Source organism: Arthrobacter sp. EPSL27 (assembly GCF_001512305.1).
Classification (GTDB): domain Bacteria; phylum Actinomycetota; class Actinomycetes; order Actinomycetales; family Micrococcaceae; genus Arthrobacter.
The window spans coordinates 1,138,476-1,153,744 of sequence record NZ_LNUT01000004.1; the positions used below are offsets into that span (position 1 = coordinate 1,138,476).

13 protein-coding genes and 1 tRNA gene are annotated in these 15,269 nt (G+C 68.1%); 11 read left to right on the forward strand and 3 right to left on the reverse strand.

Annotation, left to right across the window (positions count from 1 at the left end; all coding sequences use genetic code 11):
- The 5 genes from AR539_RS09770 to AR539_RS09790 all read left to right on the forward strand — a co-directional run bounded on the left by AR539_RS09770 (nt 1) and on the right by AR539_RS09790 (nt 4,372).
- A complete protein-coding gene (locus AR539_RS09770) occupies nt 1-1,110 on the forward strand; it encodes a prephenate dehydrogenase (RefSeq protein ID WP_066435510.1) in 1,110 nt (369 codons plus the stop codon).
- Complete coding sequence (gene cmk, locus AR539_RS09775) at nt 1,110-1,838, forward strand: (d)CMP kinase (protein WP_066435513.1); 729 nt, start codon at nt 1,110-1,112, stop codon at nt 1,836-1,838. Before AR539_RS09770 ends, cmk begins: the two co-directional genes overlap by 1 nt.
- Before the next feature lie 79 nt (nt 1,839-1,917).
- The gene (locus AR539_RS09780) at nt 1,918-2,598 is read left to right on the forward strand and encodes a lysophospholipid acyltransferase family protein (RefSeq protein WP_066436439.1); all 681 of its coding nucleotides are present in this window, start codon (nt 1,918-1,920) and stop codon (nt 2,596-2,598) included.
- A complete protein-coding gene (gene der / locus AR539_RS09785) occupies nt 2,595-4,145 on the forward strand; it encodes a ribosome biogenesis GTPase Der (protein ID WP_066435516.1) in 1,551 nt (516 codons plus the stop codon). Before AR539_RS09780 ends, der begins: the two co-directional genes overlap by 4 nt.
- A 150-nt stretch (nt 4,146-4,295) precedes the next feature.
- Nucleotides 4,296-4,372, forward strand: a tRNA-Pro gene (locus tag AR539_RS09790).
- 95 nt (nt 4,373-4,467) lie between these two features.
- Here AR539_RS09790 and AR539_RS09795 read toward each other — a convergent pair.
- Complete coding sequence (locus AR539_RS09795) at nt 4,468-5,337, reverse strand: Fpg/Nei family DNA glycosylase (RefSeq protein WP_066435519.1); 870 nt, start codon at nt 5,335-5,337, stop codon at nt 4,468-4,470.
- Between the two features lie 146 nt (nt 5,338-5,483).
- Here AR539_RS09795 and gcvH point away from each other — a divergent pair, with 146 nt between their 5' ends.
- The 5 genes from gcvH to AR539_RS09820 all read left to right on the forward strand — a co-directional run bounded on the left by gcvH (nt 5,484) and on the right by AR539_RS09820 (nt 8,599).
- Nucleotides 5,484-5,870: a glycine cleavage system protein GcvH gene (gene gcvH / locus AR539_RS09800; RefSeq protein ID WP_066435522.1), complete on the forward strand. Its 387-nt coding sequence runs from the start codon at nt 5,484-5,486 to the stop codon at nt 5,868-5,870.
- Between the two features lie 152 nt (nt 5,871-6,022).
- Nucleotides 6,023-6,499 carry an FHA domain-containing protein gene (locus tag AR539_RS09805; RefSeq protein WP_066435525.1) on the forward strand — a complete coding sequence of 159 codons (477 nt, stop codon included), beginning with the start codon at nt 6,023-6,025 and terminating at the stop codon, nt 6,497-6,499.
- A gap of 23 nt (nt 6,500-6,522) precedes the next feature.
- Nucleotides 6,523-7,239, forward strand: a complete 717-nt coding sequence (ftsR, locus tag AR539_RS09810) for a transcriptional regulator FtsR (RefSeq protein ID WP_066435527.1) — start codon at nt 6,523-6,525, stop codon at nt 7,237-7,239.
- Nucleotides 7,239-7,742: a bifunctional nuclease family protein gene (locus tag AR539_RS09815; protein ID WP_066435528.1), complete on the forward strand. Its 504-nt coding sequence runs from the start codon at nt 7,239-7,241 to the stop codon at nt 7,740-7,742. Before ftsR ends, AR539_RS09815 begins: the two co-directional genes overlap by 1 nt.
- 260 nt (nt 7,743-8,002) lie before the next feature.
- Complete coding sequence (locus AR539_RS09820; protein ID WP_066435531.1) at nt 8,003-8,599, forward strand: MerR family transcriptional regulator; 597 nt, start codon at nt 8,003-8,005, stop codon at nt 8,597-8,599.
- A gap of 122 nt (nt 8,600-8,721) precedes the next feature.
- Here AR539_RS09820 and AR539_RS09825 read toward each other — a convergent pair whose 3' ends face one another.
- On the reverse strand, nt 8,722-9,558 hold the full coding sequence (locus AR539_RS09825; protein ID WP_066435534.1) for a ParA family protein: 837 nt from the start codon (nt 9,556-9,558) through the stop codon (nt 8,722-8,724).
- Nucleotides 9,559-9,880: 322 nt separating this feature from the next.
- Between AR539_RS09825 and AR539_RS09830 the strand changes: the two genes are divergently transcribed.
- On the forward strand, nt 9,881-13,276 hold the full coding sequence (locus AR539_RS09830) for a pyruvate carboxylase (protein ID WP_066435536.1): 3,396 nt from the start codon (nt 9,881-9,883) through the stop codon (nt 13,274-13,276).
- A gap of 70 nt (nt 13,277-13,346) precedes the next feature.
- On the opposite strand, the gene AR539_RS09835 is transcribed toward AR539_RS09830, so the two are convergent.
- Entirely contained in the window at nt 13,347-15,167 is a 1,821-nt protein-coding gene (locus tag AR539_RS09835; protein ID WP_066435537.1) for an AMP-dependent synthetase/ligase, read from the reverse strand.
- Nucleotides 15,168-15,269 lie beyond the last annotated feature (102 nt).

Below are 15,269 nucleotides of genomic sequence, written 5' to 3' on the forward strand. Positions count from 1 at the left end.
ATGTCCGCCTTTCGCACCCACGGCCGCGGCCACCTCAACGGCCCGGTGGTGGTCCTGGGGACCGGCCTCCTGGGCACCAGCATCGGGCTGGGACTGCGGGGCCGCGGGGTGGCAGTCTTCCTGTCCGACCCGTCGCCCACCAACCAGGCCGTCGCCGTCGACATCGGCGCCGGCCTGCCCTTGGCGCGCCTTGACGGCGAGCAGCCCGAACTCGTGGTGGTCGCCGCGCCGCCGGACGTCACCGCGGATGTGGTGGCGAAGGCCCTGGCCGACTACCCGGAGGCCACCGTCGTCGACATCGCCAGCGTCAAGGCCGGCATCCAGGCCGACCTCCGCGCGCGGCGCGCCGACCTGGTCCGCTACGTGGGGACCCACCCGATGGCGGGCCGCGAAAAGTCGGGGCCCGTCGCTGCACGCGGCGAGCTCTTCACCTCCATGCCGTGGGTGATCTGCCCCTCGGAGGAGACCGGCCCGCATGCCCTGCAGGCCGCACGCTCACTCGCCGGGGACCTGGGCGCCGTCGTCTCCGAATTTGGAGCCGAGGAACACGACGAGGCGGTCGCGCTCGTCTCGCACCTTCCCCAGGTGGTGTCCTCCCTCGTGGCCAGCCGGCTGCAGGGCACGCCCCTGCACGCTTTGTCCCTGGCCGGCAACGGCCTGCGGGATGTCACCCGGATCGCGGCGAGCGACCCGACCCTGTGGGTGCAGATCCTCGGCGCCAACGCCGGCAAGGTGGTGGAGATCCTGCACGGGGTCCGCGAGGACCTCAACCGGCTCATCGACACATTGGAGGATCCGGCTGCGCCCGGCGCGCGGCTTGACCTCGCCCAGCTCATCAGCGAGGGCAACGCCGGGCAGTCCCGCATCCCGGGCAAGCACGGCGGGCCCCCGCAGGCTTACTCCTGGCTGACGGTCCTGGTGGATGACACCCCCGGCCAGATCGCCCGGCTCCTGACCGAGATCGGCGAAATCGGCGTCAACCTCGAAGACCTCCGGCTGGACCACTCCTCCGGACAGAACGTGGGCATGGTGGAAATCTCCGTGCTGCCCAACAAACACGAAATGCTAATCGAAGCCCTCAATGACCGTGGATGGCGGGTACTCCAGTAATGACCCAGGAACTTCTTGAAACCGTGGACATCCTCCGTCCCGGAAAAAGCCTTGTCGTGGCAATCGACGGGCCGTCCGGTTCGGGCAAGTCCAGCGTCAGCAAAGAGGTGGCACGCCGGCTCAGGCTGGCCTACCTCGACACCGGCGCCATGTACCGTGCCCTGACCTGGTTCTGTCTGGACAGCGGCACCGACCTGGCCGACGCCGCCGCCGTCGAGGCCGCAGCCGAGAACCTCCAGCTGGACATCAGCACCAGCCCGCTGGAGGAATATGTGCGCGTCGGCGGCACCGACGTCACCCTCGCGATCCGCGAGCCCTCGATCTCAGCCGCCGTCAGCGCGGTCGCCACCACCCTCGGCGCCCGCACCGAACTGATCCGCCGGCAGCGCGCACTGATCGAACAGCACCACCGCCGCATGGTGGTGGAAGGCCGGGACATCACCACCGTCGTCGCGCCCCACGCCGAAGTCCGGATGCTGCTGACCGCCAGCGAAGAGGCCCGGCTCCGCCGCCGCGGCATCCAGCTCGGCGGCAGCCAGAGCGCTGAGCAGCTCGCCGCCCAGGTCACGCAGCGCGACGCGAAGGACTCCACCGTCGTGAACTTCACCCGCGCCGCGGACGGGGTAGTGACGCTGGACTCTTCGGACCTCGACTTCGCCGAGACCGTCGACGCGGCACTGAGCATCGTGGACCGGGTGGTCAACCACCAGGACTTCAGCCGTGACTGATCCCAGGCAGCAGCAGGCCGCCCGGGCCCAGTCCGACGTCCGGGTGCCGGCCCGGTGGACCACGCTCTGGAGCCGGCCCGTGGGATGGACCCTGGACCACGTCCTCTACCGGACCTCGGTCACGGGACGGTCCAACGTCCCCGCCACCGGCCCGGTGATCTTCGCCGGAAACCACATCAGCTTCCTGGACGGGCCGGTGATGTTCGGCGCGTCCCCGCGGGCCATGCACATCCTGGTGAAGAAGGAGATGTTCTCCGGCTTCCTCGGCAAAGTCCTCCAGGCCTCCGGCCAGCTGGCGGTGGACCGCACCGGCGACCGGGGCGCCCTCCTCGCGGCCAAGGGCGTCCTCGACGCCGGCCGGTGCGTGGGCATCCTGCCCGAGGGCACGCGGGGAAACGGAGAGGCGGCCGCCATCAACAAGGGCGTGGCCTGGCTCGCGCTGAACTCCGGTGCGACAGTGGTGCCTGTCGCCATCCTCGGCACCCGGACCGGCTCCGAACACCGCGACGCCGTGCCCCGGCTGCGCCGGCGGCTGCACGTCAGCTTCGGCGGAGCCCTCAATGTCAGCCGCAGGCCCGGAGAGACCGGGCGTGTTTCAATGGACAGGGCCGGCACCGAGATCCGCGCCGCGCTGGCCCGCCACGTCCAGGACTCAATCCAAAGAACCGGGCAGCCCCTGCCCGACGCGGATTCCCCGCAAGAACGTCATGAAGCAGTAGCCGGGACGCCGGCAGATCACCCCCTAAGGAATGTGCAATGAGCGATACGACTCAAACCTCCGGCCAGTTCGGCGCCGGCGAAGACGAATACACGCCCACCGGCACGGACCAGGTGGCTGAGCACCTTGCCGCCCTGGACGATGAGGAAGCAGAGCTCCGCGCGGCCTCCCTCCGGGCAGGCCTGGACGACTACGAACTCGATGAAGACGACGCCGCCCTCCTCAGCGGCGAGTACAACGACGAGGACTTCGACGGCCCCGTCAAGCTGGATCCTGTCCTGGCCATCATCGGCCGTCCCAACGTGGGCAAGTCGACCCTGGTGAACCGGATCCTCGGCCGCCGCGAAGCCGTGGTGGAGGACACCCCCGGCGTCACGCGCGACCGTGTGATGTACTCGGCCACCTGGAACGGCCGCAACTTCACGGTGGTGGACACCGGCGGCTGGGAGCACGATGCCCGCGGCATCCACGCCCGCGTCGCAGAACAGGCCGAGATGGCTGTGGAGCTCGCCGACGCCGTGCTGTTCGTTGTGGACTCCGCCGTCGGCGCCACCGCCACGGACGAAGCTGTGGTCAAAATGCTCCGCCGCTCCAAGAAGCCGGTCATCATGGTCGCCAACAAGGTGGACGACTTTGTGCAGGAAGCCGACTCGGCCACGCTCTGGGGCCTCGGCTTCGGCGAGCCGTACCCGGTGTCCGCACTGCACGGCCGGGGCGTCGCCGACCTCCTGGACCACGTGATGGACACGCTGCCCGAGTACTCCACGATCGAAGGCCTGGAACGTTCCGGCGGCCCGCGGCGCATCGCCCTGATCGGCCGCCCGAACGTCGGCAAGTCCTCCCTGCTGAACAAGCTGGCCGGATCCGAGCGCGTTGTGGTCGACAACACCGCCGGCACCACCCGCGACCCGGTGGATGAGTTCATCGAACTCGGCGGCCGCACGTGGCGTTTCGTCGACACCGCCGGCATCCGCCGCCGCCAGCACATGGCCCAGGGTGCCGACTTCTACGCCTCCCTCCGGACGCAAAGCGCCCTGGAGAAGGCCGAGGTGGCCGTGGTGCTCCTCGCCGTGGACGAGGTGCTCAGCGAACAGGACGTCCGCATCCTGCAGCTGGCCATCGAATCCGGCCGCGCCCTGGTCCTCGCGTTCAACAAGTGGGACCTGCTCGACGACGAACGCCGCACCTACCTGGAGCGCGAAATCGAGCAGGACCTGGCCCACGTCGCCTGGGCGCCGCGCGTCAACATCTCGGCCAAGACCGGCTGGCACAAGGACCGGCTGGTCCCGGCCCTGGACACCGCGCTGGAAAGCTGGGACAAGCGCATCCCCACCGGCCGGCTCAACGCCTTCCTGGGAGAGCTCGTGGCGGCGCACCCGCACCCGGTCCGCGGCGGCAAGCAGCCCCGCATCCTGTTCGGCACCCAGGCCTCCAGCCGTCCGCCGAAGTTCGTGCTCTTCACCACCGGATTCCTGGACCCGGGCTACCGCCGCTTCATCACCCGCCGCCTCCGCGAGACCTTCGGTTTCGAGGGCACGCCGATCGAGGTCAACATGCGGGTGCGGGAAAAGCGTGGCAAGAAGCGTTAATTGCGACACACCTTTCCGTGACAGGCGGAAAATGTCACGGGCACCCTCCGGAGTCGTGTAAGCTTTTGGAGGTGGTTCGGCCGGACTGCTTCGATGAAATCCTTTGGATAATCCAGGGAGCGAATCGCAAGCGGAGAACGGCGGAACCAGCGGGCTGTAGCGCAGCTTGGTAGCGCACTTGACTGGGGGTCAAGGGGTCGCAGGTTCAAATCCTGTCAGCCCGACCAACAGAAAGTACCCCGTCATTCCCGATCAGGGAATGGCGGGGTTTTCTGCTTTCTTATGGGTTACACCGGTACGGGCCGCCCGTACCCGGCCATGCCTACTTCAGGAAACGCGACGTCCGCCGGTCCGCCAGGATCTTGCCCTGGGTCTGGCAGCCCGGGCAGTACTGCAGGGCCGTGTCCGCGAAGGACACCTCACGCACCGTGTCGCCGCACACCGGGCAGGCCTCGCCGGCCCGGCCATGGACCTTCATGTGGCTGCGCTTGGCGTCCTTGAGTTCATGGGGAGCCTTGCCGCGGGCTTCGTCCAGGGCTGTCCCGAGGACGCTGTGGATGGCGTCATAGAGCCGCCGGACCGCGGCCGGGTCCAGGGAGGCGGCGAGGGCGAACGGCGAGAGCCGGGCCGCATGCAGGATCTCGTCGCTGTAGGCGTTCCCGATGCCGGCCATCACGCTCTGGCTCCGCAGGACGCCCTTGATCTGGTGCTGGCTGGCGGCAAGGATGCCGGCCAGTGCGTCGGCGTCGAAGCCGGGGCTGAACGGATCGGGGCCGAGGGCGGCAATGCCGGGAACATCGGAGGGATCCCGGACCACGTAGACCGCCAGGCTCTTTTTTGTGCCGGCCTCGGTGAGGTCGAGGGCCAGCGGCCCGGAGCTGCTGGAAAAGGACAGCCGCGCTGCCAGGTAGCCCTTGCCGGGTTTCAATGGGCCCTCCGACGGGTTTTCCGAGAAGCGGACCCAGCCCGCCCGCGCCAGGTGGAAGACAAAGGACAGCCCGCCGGCCTCCAGGCTGATGAATTTTCCGAACCGGCGCACGCCGTTTACCGTCTGGCCCTCCAGTGCCGTATAGGGCGGGTCGGCGGTTTTCAGCACCGCGAAAGAGGCGATCTGGACCTTCGTGACGACGGCGCCCTGCAGGTGCCGGTCCAGAAAGTCCGCGAGGGCAGCCACTTCCGGAAGTTCGGGCATGGCCTAGGCTTTTCCGGCGTTTTCCATCATCGCTTCATCATGCCAGAGTCCTCCCCGGGCACCTCGGGTTATGCCTATACTTTCACCGGCGGCCCGTTCACCGGCCGCCGAAAACATTTGGCGATTGACCCGAGGAAAGGCCCGTCATGAGCATCATTCCCGAAGAGCTGTCCTACACCGCAGAACACGAGTGGGTTTCCGCCCCGAACGCCGACGGTGTCGTGCGCGTGGGCATCACCGATTTTGCCCAGGACGCCCTTGGGGACGTCGTGTATGCCCAGATGCCGGAGGCCGGGACCACCGTCAAGGCGAACGACGTCATCGGGGAGGTGGAATCCACCAAGAGCGTCAGCGACATTTACGCCCCGGTGTCCGGTGAAGTGGTGTCGCGGAACGAGGCCCTGGACACCGATTCCGCCCTGATCAATTCGGATCCCTACGGTGAGGGATGGCTGATGGAAATCAAGCTGGCGGAGGCCGACGCGATCGAGTCGCTCCTCAGTGCATCGGAGTACGAACAGCAGGTAGGCTAAAGCAAAGCCTTTTCGGATTGGGGCGCTGGGACATGGGATGGGTGACCAGCCGGGACCACGCCCCACCCGTTGGCTGAATGCCGGAATTGCCAGGCTTTTCCGGACGGCAGCGTTGTTTGCAGGGGGGACACCTGCATCGAATGGAGGAATCAATGTTTGGGCGCGAACGCAACAACACCGGTGACGGTTTTGGCACGGGTGGAGTGAAGGCTTCGGAGACCACGTCGATCAACCTCACCCCGGTCCGCGATGAGCCGACCATCACCCCAAAGCTCTCGGCTGAAGAGCGGTCCGCGGTGGAGGCCCTGCCGTATGGCTCGGCGCTGCTGGTCGCGCACAGCGGGCCCAACACCGGCGCCCGCTTCCTGCTGGACTCGGACATCACGACGGCGGGCCGTCACCCGGACGCCGACATCTTCCTTGACGACGTCACGGTCTCGCGCCGCCACGTCGAGTTCCGCCGTACAGCGCGGAGCTTCGAGGTTGTGGACACGGGCAGCCTGAACGGCACCTACGTGAACCACGACCGTGTCGACAGCGTGGAGCTGAAGTCCGGCAACGAAGTGCAGATCGGGAAGTTTCGCCTCACCTTCTACCTGAGCCCTGCCCGCGCAGCAGGCAGCGTCTGATTCCGGGGTAGCTGCCTGTGGCCATGGCACAAGCGGAACGGCGCGGACCCCAGGTTCTGAACATCGGGGAAGTCCTGGCTCAACTGAGCGACGACTTCCCGAGCATGACCGCGTCGAAAATCCGGTTCCTTGAGGAAAAGGGACTCATCAACCCCCAGCGGACGCCCGCCGGCTACCGGCAGTATGCCGAGAGCGACGTCGAGCGGCTGCGCTTTGTGCTGTCCCTGCAGCGGGACCAGTACCTGCCGCTGAAGGTCATCAAGGACTACCTCGACGCGATCGACCGCGGGGAACGCCCGGACACCCTGCCCCCGGGCGTCACCGTCTCGCCGCGCATCGTCTCCGAGGAACTTGCGTCCGAGCTGCAGAGCCGGGTCCGCCGGCTCAGCGAGGAACAGCTCCGGGCCGAGTCCGGCGCCAGCGTGCCGCTGGTGGAATCGCTCCTCAGCTTCGGGCTGATCGGCCACGTCAACGGCAAGTTCGACGAGAACGCGCTCCAGGTGGCACGCGCCTGCGTCCAGCTGGAGAGCCACGGGCTGGAGCCGCGGCACCTGCGCCCGTTCCAGGCAGCCGCGGACCGCGAGTTCGGCCTGGTGGAACGCGCGGTGGCCACCCTGACCTCCCGGAAGGACGCAGCCTCCCACGCCCGCGCCGCCGAGGCCGCCCGGGAGATCAGCGAGCTGTGCCTGACGCTGCACCGGGCCCTGGTGCAGGACCGCATCTCGAGGATGGACATCTGATGATTGAGGTGGAGATTGTAGGCGTGCGGATCGAGCTTCCCTCCAACCAGCCGCTTGTGCTGCTTAAGGAGATCCACGGGGAACGGCACGTGCCGATCTGGATCGGGACCCCGGAAGCCAGCGCCATCGCCCTGGCCCAGCAGGGGGTGGTCCCTCCGCGGCCCATGACTCACGACCTGCTGGTGGACGTCGTCGAAGCCCTGGGGCACACCATTGTCAGCGTCAACATCGTGGCCGTCGAGGACAACATCTTCTACGGCCAGTTGCAGTTCGACAACGGGACCACCGTGAGTTCCCGTGCCTCCGATGCGTTGGCCCTGGCCCTCCGCGCCAAATGCAGGATCTGGTGCGCCGACGCCGTTATGGACGAGGCCGGAGTCCGCATTACCGAACACGACGAGGGCGAAGACACCCACCCGGGCCCCGCCGTCGACGAAGAAGGGGAAATGCGCCGGTTCCGCGAGTTCCTCGACGACGTCGAGCCGGAGGATTTTGCCGGCTGACGTTCCGCCAACGTTAAAGCCGAGGATGAAAGTTTCGACACGCCCCGGCAATACCCCTAACGTCTTTGACCTGAGGCCCCGGCAGGCCTAACGTCAGGAGTAGAAGTTCCCATTGCACGCAACGCACCGCTCAGGTCACACTGGAAGGTGCAGCCCCGGCAGAATGACACGGATGATGTTATCCGCCCGTGGACTGCACGGCCAAGGATGACCGGTCACTGCTGCAATCTCCACAGGGAGCCCAGACAAGGAGGATCCACGTGAGTCCGAAAGGCGAAGCGGGAGAGCTGAAGCACACCACGACGGCCGGCGTTGCCGTGCCCGCCAGCGGTGCCCAAGGACTGCTGTTCACCGAGGATCTCCCTGTCCTGGACGAGGACGCGGGCTACCGCGGCCCCACCGCGTGCAAAGCGGCCGGAATCACCTACCGCCAGCTGGACTACTGGGCCCGCACCGGCCTGGTGGAACCCGCCGTCCGCGGAGCCGCCGGTTCAGGTTCCCAGCGCCTCTACGGCTTCCGTGACATCCTGGTCCTCAAGGTGGTCAAGCGCCTCCTTGATACCGGTGTCTCGCTGCAGCAGATCCGCACCGCCGTCGAGCACCTCCGGGAGCGCGGCGTCGAGGATCTCGCCCAAATCACCCTGATGAGCGACGGCGCCAGCGTGTACGAATGCACGTCCGCGGACGAAGTCATCGACCTTGTCCAGGGCGGGCAGGGTGTATTCGGCATCGCCGTCGGCCGGGTCTGGCGCGAAGTGGAAGGCAGCCTCGCGGCGCTGCCCAGCGAACACGCGAGCGACCAGTCCTTTCCCGACGACGAACTGAGCAAGCGGCGGGCTGCCCGCAAAACCGGCTAGGTCTATCCCACTCCACAACGCGGGGTCACTTTCCTCCCAATAATCCCTTTGGGATGGGCGCAAAGTGACCCCGCGTTGCTGTTGCCGGAATTAACCGGCCGGGCGGCTGAAGAGCCGGCGCGTCAGCGCTGGCTGCGGTCGCGGACGCTCCCGGCGGCGGCCAGGCCCTGCGGGTGCATCAGGTTTTCGAGCAGGGTGTCGAACAGGGCAGCGGCGTTCTTGGCCGATTCCCCGGGCCAGTGGTGGATGGAGTGCGCGGCACCCTGGATCTGCTGCCAGTTGGCCTGCTCGGGGATGTGCGGGGACAGGAGCAGGCCGCCGAACATGGCCTCCATCTCGGCCAGGCGGAAGGTGTGCTCCGCGGACCCCGTGCGCACCCGGTTGGCGACGATGCCGGCCGGGGACAGCTTCGGGGCGAACTCCTGCCGGAACAGCTGGATGGCACGCATGGTGCGCTCCGTGCCCGCGACGGAGAACAGGCCGGGTTCGGCGACGAGGGCGACCTTGTCGCTGGCGGACCAGGCCATCCTGGTGAGCCCGTTCAGGGACGGCGGGCAGTCGACGAGGACCAGCTCATAACCCTGCGCGCCGGCAAGCACTGCAGAGAGGCGGCGCAGGTCGCGGCGGCCCAGGTCCGGGCGGTCATAGATGCCGGTGTAGGCCGAGCCGACGGCCACATCCAGCACGGGCTTCGCGGCGCCGGCGTTGCCCGCGCGTTCCACCCAGCCGCTGGGGACCACGTTCTCGGCCAGCCGGGCCCGTCGGGGAGACTTGAGCATCCGGCCGATGTCCTGCTGGTCGCCGGGCCGGACTCCAAGGGCCGTGCTCGCATCCGCGTGCGGATCAAGATCGACGACGAGGGTGGGGACGCCGGCGGCCAACGCCGCGGATGCCAATCCGGTGGTCACCGATGTCTTGCCGACGCCGCCCTTGAGGCTGCTGATGCTGACTACTTGCACTTGAAAAACCAATACCTAACGCCGGTTGCCGGAACGGGGTCCTGCCGGCTCCTGCGTTCTCCGGAGCCGGGGCGTACGTGCGCCACCCACCTGTTCATCATATGTTGCCGCCCTGCCGAAACCTGCCTCATCGGGTGCCGGGGCGGCAGAACATGGATAAGCTTTCCCCAAGGCCGCGCCCGGCCCTGCCGGTTGCAGTTGCCTGATCCGGCGTACGTGACGCACGTCGCTGTGACGGTCGCCACAATAGTTTGTGTTTGCCCGTGATGGTCTTGGACACTGTCACCAATTACCGATACACCCGCGATGATGCAGGAGAAGTATGTTTTCGAAAATTCTGGTGGCCAACCGCGGCGAAATCGCGATCCGTGCCTTCCGTGCGGGCTACGAACTCGGCGCCAAGACCGTGGCGGTCTTCCCGCATGAGGACCGCAATTCCATCCACCGCCAGAAGGCCGACGAGGCCTATCTGATCGGCGAGGAGGGCCACCCTGTCCGGGCCTACCTCGACGTGGACGAAGTGGTCCGGGTGGCCAAGGAAGCTGGCGCCGACGCCATTTACCCCGGGTACGGTTTCCTGTCCGAGAACCCCCGGCTGGCCCGCTCCGCCGCCGCGGCCGGCATCACCTTTGTGGGCCCGCCCGCGGAGGTCCTCGAACTCGCGGGCAACAAGGTCGCGGCGCTGGAAGCGGCCCGCAAGGCCGGTGTGCCGGTGCTGAAGTCCAGCCGCCCCTCGAAGGACGTCGACGAACTCATCGCGGCCGCCGACGAGATCGGTTTCCCCGTCTTCGCCAAGGCCGTCGCCGGCGGCGGCGGGCGCGGCATGCGCCGCGTCGACACGCGCGAAGCCCTCCCGGAGGCGCTGCAGGCTGCCATGCGCGAGGCCGACGCCGCCTTCGGCGACCCCACCATGTTCCTGGAGCAGGCGGTCCTGCGCCCCCGCCACATCGAGGTCCAGATCCTGGCCGACGCGGAGGGCAACGTGATGCACCTCTTCGAACGCGACTGCTCCATCCAGCGCCGCCACCAGAAGGTCATTGAGATCGCTCCGGCCCCGAACCTGGACGAGGGCATCCGGCAGGCCCTGTACCGTGACGCCGTGAAGTTCGCCAAGGCGCTGAACTACGTCAACGCGGGCACCGTGGAGTTCCTGGTCGACACCGTGGGGGAGCGGGCCGGCCAGCACGTCTTCATCGAGATGAACCCGCGCATCCAGGTGGAGCACACCGTCACCGAAGAGGTCACCGACGTCGACCTGGTCCAGGCCCAGCTGCGGATCGCCGCCGGGGAGACCCTGGCGGACCTCGGGCTGTCCCAGGACACCGTCCGGCTGCGCGGCGCCGCCCTGCAGTCCCGCATCACCACCGAAGACCCCGCCAACGGCTTCCGGCCCGACGTCGGAAAGATCACCGGCTACCGTTCCGCCGGCGGCGCCGGCGTCCGGCTCGACGGCGGCACCGTGTACTCCGGCGCCGAGATCAGCCCGCACTTCGACTCGATGCTGGTCAAGCTCACCTGCCGCGGACGCGACTACCCCACCGCCGTCGCCCGGGCGCGCCGTGCCCTCGCCGAGTTCCGCATCCGCGGCGTCTCCACCAACATCTCCTTCCTCCAGGCCGTCCTGGACGATCCGGACTTCATCGCCGGCAACGTCGCGACGTCCTTCATCGACGAGCGGCCGGAGCTGCTCAAGGCCCGCGTCTCCGCGGACCGCGGCACCAAGCTGCTGACCTGGCTGGCCGACGTCACCGTCAACAAGCCCAACGGGGAGCTGACTGTGCACACTGACCCCGCCGGCAAGCTTCCCGCCCTGCCGAACGCCGAGGCCCGGCCCGGCTCACGCCAGCAGCTGCAGGAGCTCGGCCCGGAGGGCTTCGCGAAGGCCCTGCGCGAGCAGAACGCCGTCGCCGTCACCGACACCACCTTCCGCGACGCCCACCAGTCGCTGCTGGCCACCCGCGTCCGCACCCGGGACCTGGTCGCGGCCGCCCCCGCCGTGTCCAAGCTGCTGCCCGAACTGCTCTCGGTCGAGGCCTGGGGCGGGGCCACCTACGACGTCGCCCTGCGCTTCCTCGGCGAGGACCCCTGGGACCGGCTCGCGGCACTGCGCAAGGCGCTGCCGAACGTGTGCCTGCAGATGCTGCTCCGCGGCCGCAACACGGTGGGCTACACCCCGTACCCGGAGGAGGTCACGGTCGCGTTCGTCAACGAGGCCGCCAAGACCGGCATCGACATCTTCCGCATCTTCGACGCGCTCAATGACGTCAACCAGATGGCCCCGGCCATCCGCGCCGTCCGCGAGACCGGAACGGCCGTGGCCGAGGTGGCCCTCTGCTACACCGCCGACATGCTGGATCCGGAAGAAACGCTCTACACCCTCGACTACTACCTCGAGCTGGCGCAGAAAATTGTCGACGCCGGCGCCCACATCCTGGCGATCAAGGACATGGCCGGGCTGCTGCGCCCCGCCGCTGCCGCCCGCCTGGTGACGGCACTGCGCGAACGCTTTGATCTCCCGGTGCACCTGCACACGCACGACACCGCCGGCGGGCAGCTCGCCACCCTGCTGGCCGCCGTCGACGCCGGCGTGGACGCCGTGGATGTGGCCTCCGCCTCCCTGGCCGGCACCACCAGCCAGGTCTCGGCGTCGGCCCTGGTCGCGGCCCTGGCCCACACGCCCCGGGACACCGGGCTGAGCCTGGCCAATGTCTGCGCGCTGGAACCCTACTGGGAAGCCGTGCGCCGGGTCTATGCACCGTTCGAATCCGGCCTGCCGGGCCCCACCGGACGGGTCTACCGGCACGAGATCCCCGGCGGCCAGCTCTCCAACCTGCGCCAGCAGGCCATGGCCCTGGGCCTGGGGGAGCGGTTCGAAGCCATCGAGGACATGTACACCGCCGCGGACCGCATCCTGGGCCGGCTGGTGAAAGTCACCCCGTCCTCCAAGGTGGTGGGCGACCTGGCGCTGCACCTGGTGGGCCTCAACGCCGATCCCGCGGACTTCAACGAAAACCCGCAGAAGTACGACATCCCGGACTCGGTCATCGGCTTCCTCTCCGGCGAACTCGGTGATCCTCCCGGCGGCTGGCCGGAGCCGTTCCGCACCAAGGCGCTGCAGGGCCGCAAGACCAAGGTCCGCGATGTCGAGCTGAGCGCCGAGGACAGCGCGGCACTGAAGTCCGATTCCAGGACCGTGCAGCAGACCCTCAACCGGCTGCTCTTCGCCGGTCCCACCAAGGACTACCAGAAGAGCGTGGAGACCTACGGCAACCTCTCGGTCCTGGACACCCGCGACTACCTCTTCGGGCTGCAGCGCGGTGCCGAGCACGAGATCGAGCTGGAAAAGGGCGTCCGCCTGATCGCCTCGCTCGAGGCCGTGTCCGAGCCGGACGAGAAGGGCATGCGCACCGTGATGTGCACCCTCAACGGCCAGTCCCGGCCGGTGGTGGTGCGCGACCGTTCGGTCGTCAGCAACGTCAAGGCCGCCGAACGCGCCGACACCTCCCAGCCGGGCCAGGTGGCCGCACCCTTCGCCGGCGCCGTCACCCTGACCGTTAAGGCCGGGGAAACGGTCAAGGCCGGCGACACGGTCGCCACCATCGAGGCCATGAAGATGGAAGCGTCCATCACGACGCCGGTGGCCGGCACCGTTTCGCGGCTCGCCGTCGGCGCGATCGAACAGGTCCAGGGCGGGGACCTGCTCCTCGTCGTCGAGTAACCGCCCGCCGGCAGGCAAGCAAAAGGGACCCTCCGCCACGGCGGAGGGTCCCTTTGTGCGTGGCTGGCCGCTAGACCTGGGTGGGGCGCGGCGTGCCGTACATTTCCTCGATGACGTTCTCGAAGTCCTTCATCACCTGGGCCCGCTTGACCTTCATCGAGGGCGTCAGGTGCCCGGAGGCCTCCGTGAAGTCGGCAGCGACGATCCGGAAGGACTTGATCGCCTCGGCCTGGGACACGGACTGGTTGGCGCCGTTGATGAGCTCCTGCACGGCGGCTTTGACCACCGGGTGCTCGGTGGCTTCGGCGAGGGTGGTGGAGGCGCGCAGCCCGTGGCGGTGCAGCCAGCCGGGCAGGGCCTCCTCGTCGAGGGTGACCAGCGCGCCGATGAAGGGGCGGTTGTCGCCCACCACCAGCACCTGGGAGACCAGCGCGTCGGCGCGGATCTGGTCCTCCAGGAGGGCCGGGACCACGTTCTTGCCACCGGCCGTGACAATGATTTCTTTCTTGCGGCCCGTGATGGTCAGGAAGCCCTGCTCATCGAGCTGGCCGATGTCGCCCGTGCGGAGCCAGCCGTCCTCGAAGGACTCGGCGGAGAGGTCCTCGCGCTTGTAGTAGCCGCGCATGACGCACACGCCCTTGGCGAGGATCTCGCCGTCGTCGGCGATCTTCACGGCGTTGCCGGGGATCGGGGCGCCGACCGTGCCGATTTTGATCAGGTCGGGCGTGTTTACGGTGACGGGGGCCGTGGTCTCCGTCAGGCCGTAGCCCTCGAGGATCTGCATGCCGATGCCCTGGAAGAAGTGCCCCAGCCGTTCGCCCAGCGGGCCTCCGCCGGACACCGCGTGGGCCACCTCGCCGCCCATGGCGGCGCGGAGCTTGCTGTAGACGAGCTTGTCGAAGACGGTGTGCTTGAGTTTGAGGCCCAGGCCCACCTTCCCGGCCTGGCGGGCCCGGGAGAACTCGATCGCCGTGTCCGCGGCGCGGTGGAAGATGGCGCCCTTGCCGCCGTCCTCGGCCTTGGTCAGCGCCGAGTTGTAGACCTTCTCGAAGACCCGCGGCACCGCAAGGATGAATGTCGGCTTGTAGCTCTGCAGGTCCGGCAGGAGGTTCTTGATGTCGGGCGTGTGCGCCACGGTGACACCGGCGGCGACGGCCAGCACCGAAATGAAGCGTGCGAACACGTGGGCCAGCGGCAGGAACATGATGGTGCGGGCGTGCTCGTGGACGATTTTGTTCAGCGACGTTGCCAGGGCGTTTTCGGAGAGTTCGACGAAGTTGCCGTGGGTCAGCTCGCAGCCCTTCGGCCGGCCGGTGGTGCCCGAGGTGTAGATGATGGTGGCAAGGTCCGTCAGGGAGGCCTGGCTGCGCCGCGCCTCAAGGTCCTCGTCGCTGACGGACGCGCCGGCGGCACGGACCTCGTCGAGGCCGGCTCCTTCGAGCTGCCAGACGTGGGCCAGGTCGGTGAGGCCCTCGGAGGTGGCGGCCTGCCGGATGATGTTCTCGTGGTGGGCGGACTCGCCGAACGCGGCGACAGCGCCGGAGTCACCGAGGTTCCAGGCGACCTGGGAGGGGGAGGAGGTCTCGTAGATCGGCACGGAGACGGCGCCGGCGAACCAGATGGCAAAGTCGATCAGTGCCCACTCGTACCGGGTGCGGGACATGATGCCCACCCGGTCGCCGGCTCCGACGCCGCTGGCCATCAGGCCTTTGGCCAGCAGGGAGACATCGGCCAGGAACTCGGTGGCGCTGATGTCCTGCCACTGGCCGGCGTCGTCCAGGCGGGAGAACAGGGCCGGGTTCGATCCCTTGGCGGCCTGGCGAAGGACCAGGTCCGTCACATTCGTTTCCGGGGGGACGGTGACCAGGGGCGGGACACTGATTTCTCGCACGGTAGCTCCTTTGATATCCATAGACCCGCGAGGGGTACGACTAACACTAGTATGTGGCCCAAGGCATGTGTGTTCTACAACACGTACTGGCGAGTAACTTAC

Bases quoted from the DNA above. Each gene is read 5' to 3' on its own strand.
- AR539_RS09795 (WP_066435519.1), bottom strand. From the start codon at position 5,337: ATGCCCGAACTTCCGGAAGTGGCTGCCCTCGCGGACTTTCTGGACCGG.
- ftsR (WP_066435527.1), top strand. From the start codon at position 6,523: ATGGCACAAGCGGAACGGCGCGGACCCCAGGTTCTGAACATCGGGGAA.
- cmk (WP_066435513.1), top strand. From the start codon at position 1,110: ATGACCCAGGAACTTCTTGAAACCGTGGACATCCTCCGTCCCGGAAAA.
- der (WP_066435516.1), top strand. From the start codon at position 2,595: ATGAGCGATACGACTCAAACCTCCGGCCAGTTCGGCGCCGGCGAAGAC.
- AR539_RS09815 (WP_066435528.1), top strand. From the start codon at position 7,239: ATGATTGAGGTGGAGATTGTAGGCGTGCGGATCGAGCTTCCCTCCAAC.
- AR539_RS09805 (WP_066435525.1), top strand. From the start codon at position 6,023: ATGTTTGGGCGCGAACGCAACAACACCGGTGACGGTTTTGGCACGGGT.
- AR539_RS09770 (WP_066435510.1), top strand. From the start codon at position 1: ATGTCCGCCTTTCGCACCCACGGCCGCGGCCACCTCAACGGCCCGGTG.
- gcvH (WP_066435522.1), top strand. From the start codon at position 5,484: ATGAGCATCATTCCCGAAGAGCTGTCCTACACCGCAGAACACGAGTGG.
- AR539_RS09830 (WP_066435536.1), top strand. From the start codon at position 9,881: ATGTTTTCGAAAATTCTGGTGGCCAACCGCGGCGAAATCGCGATCCGT.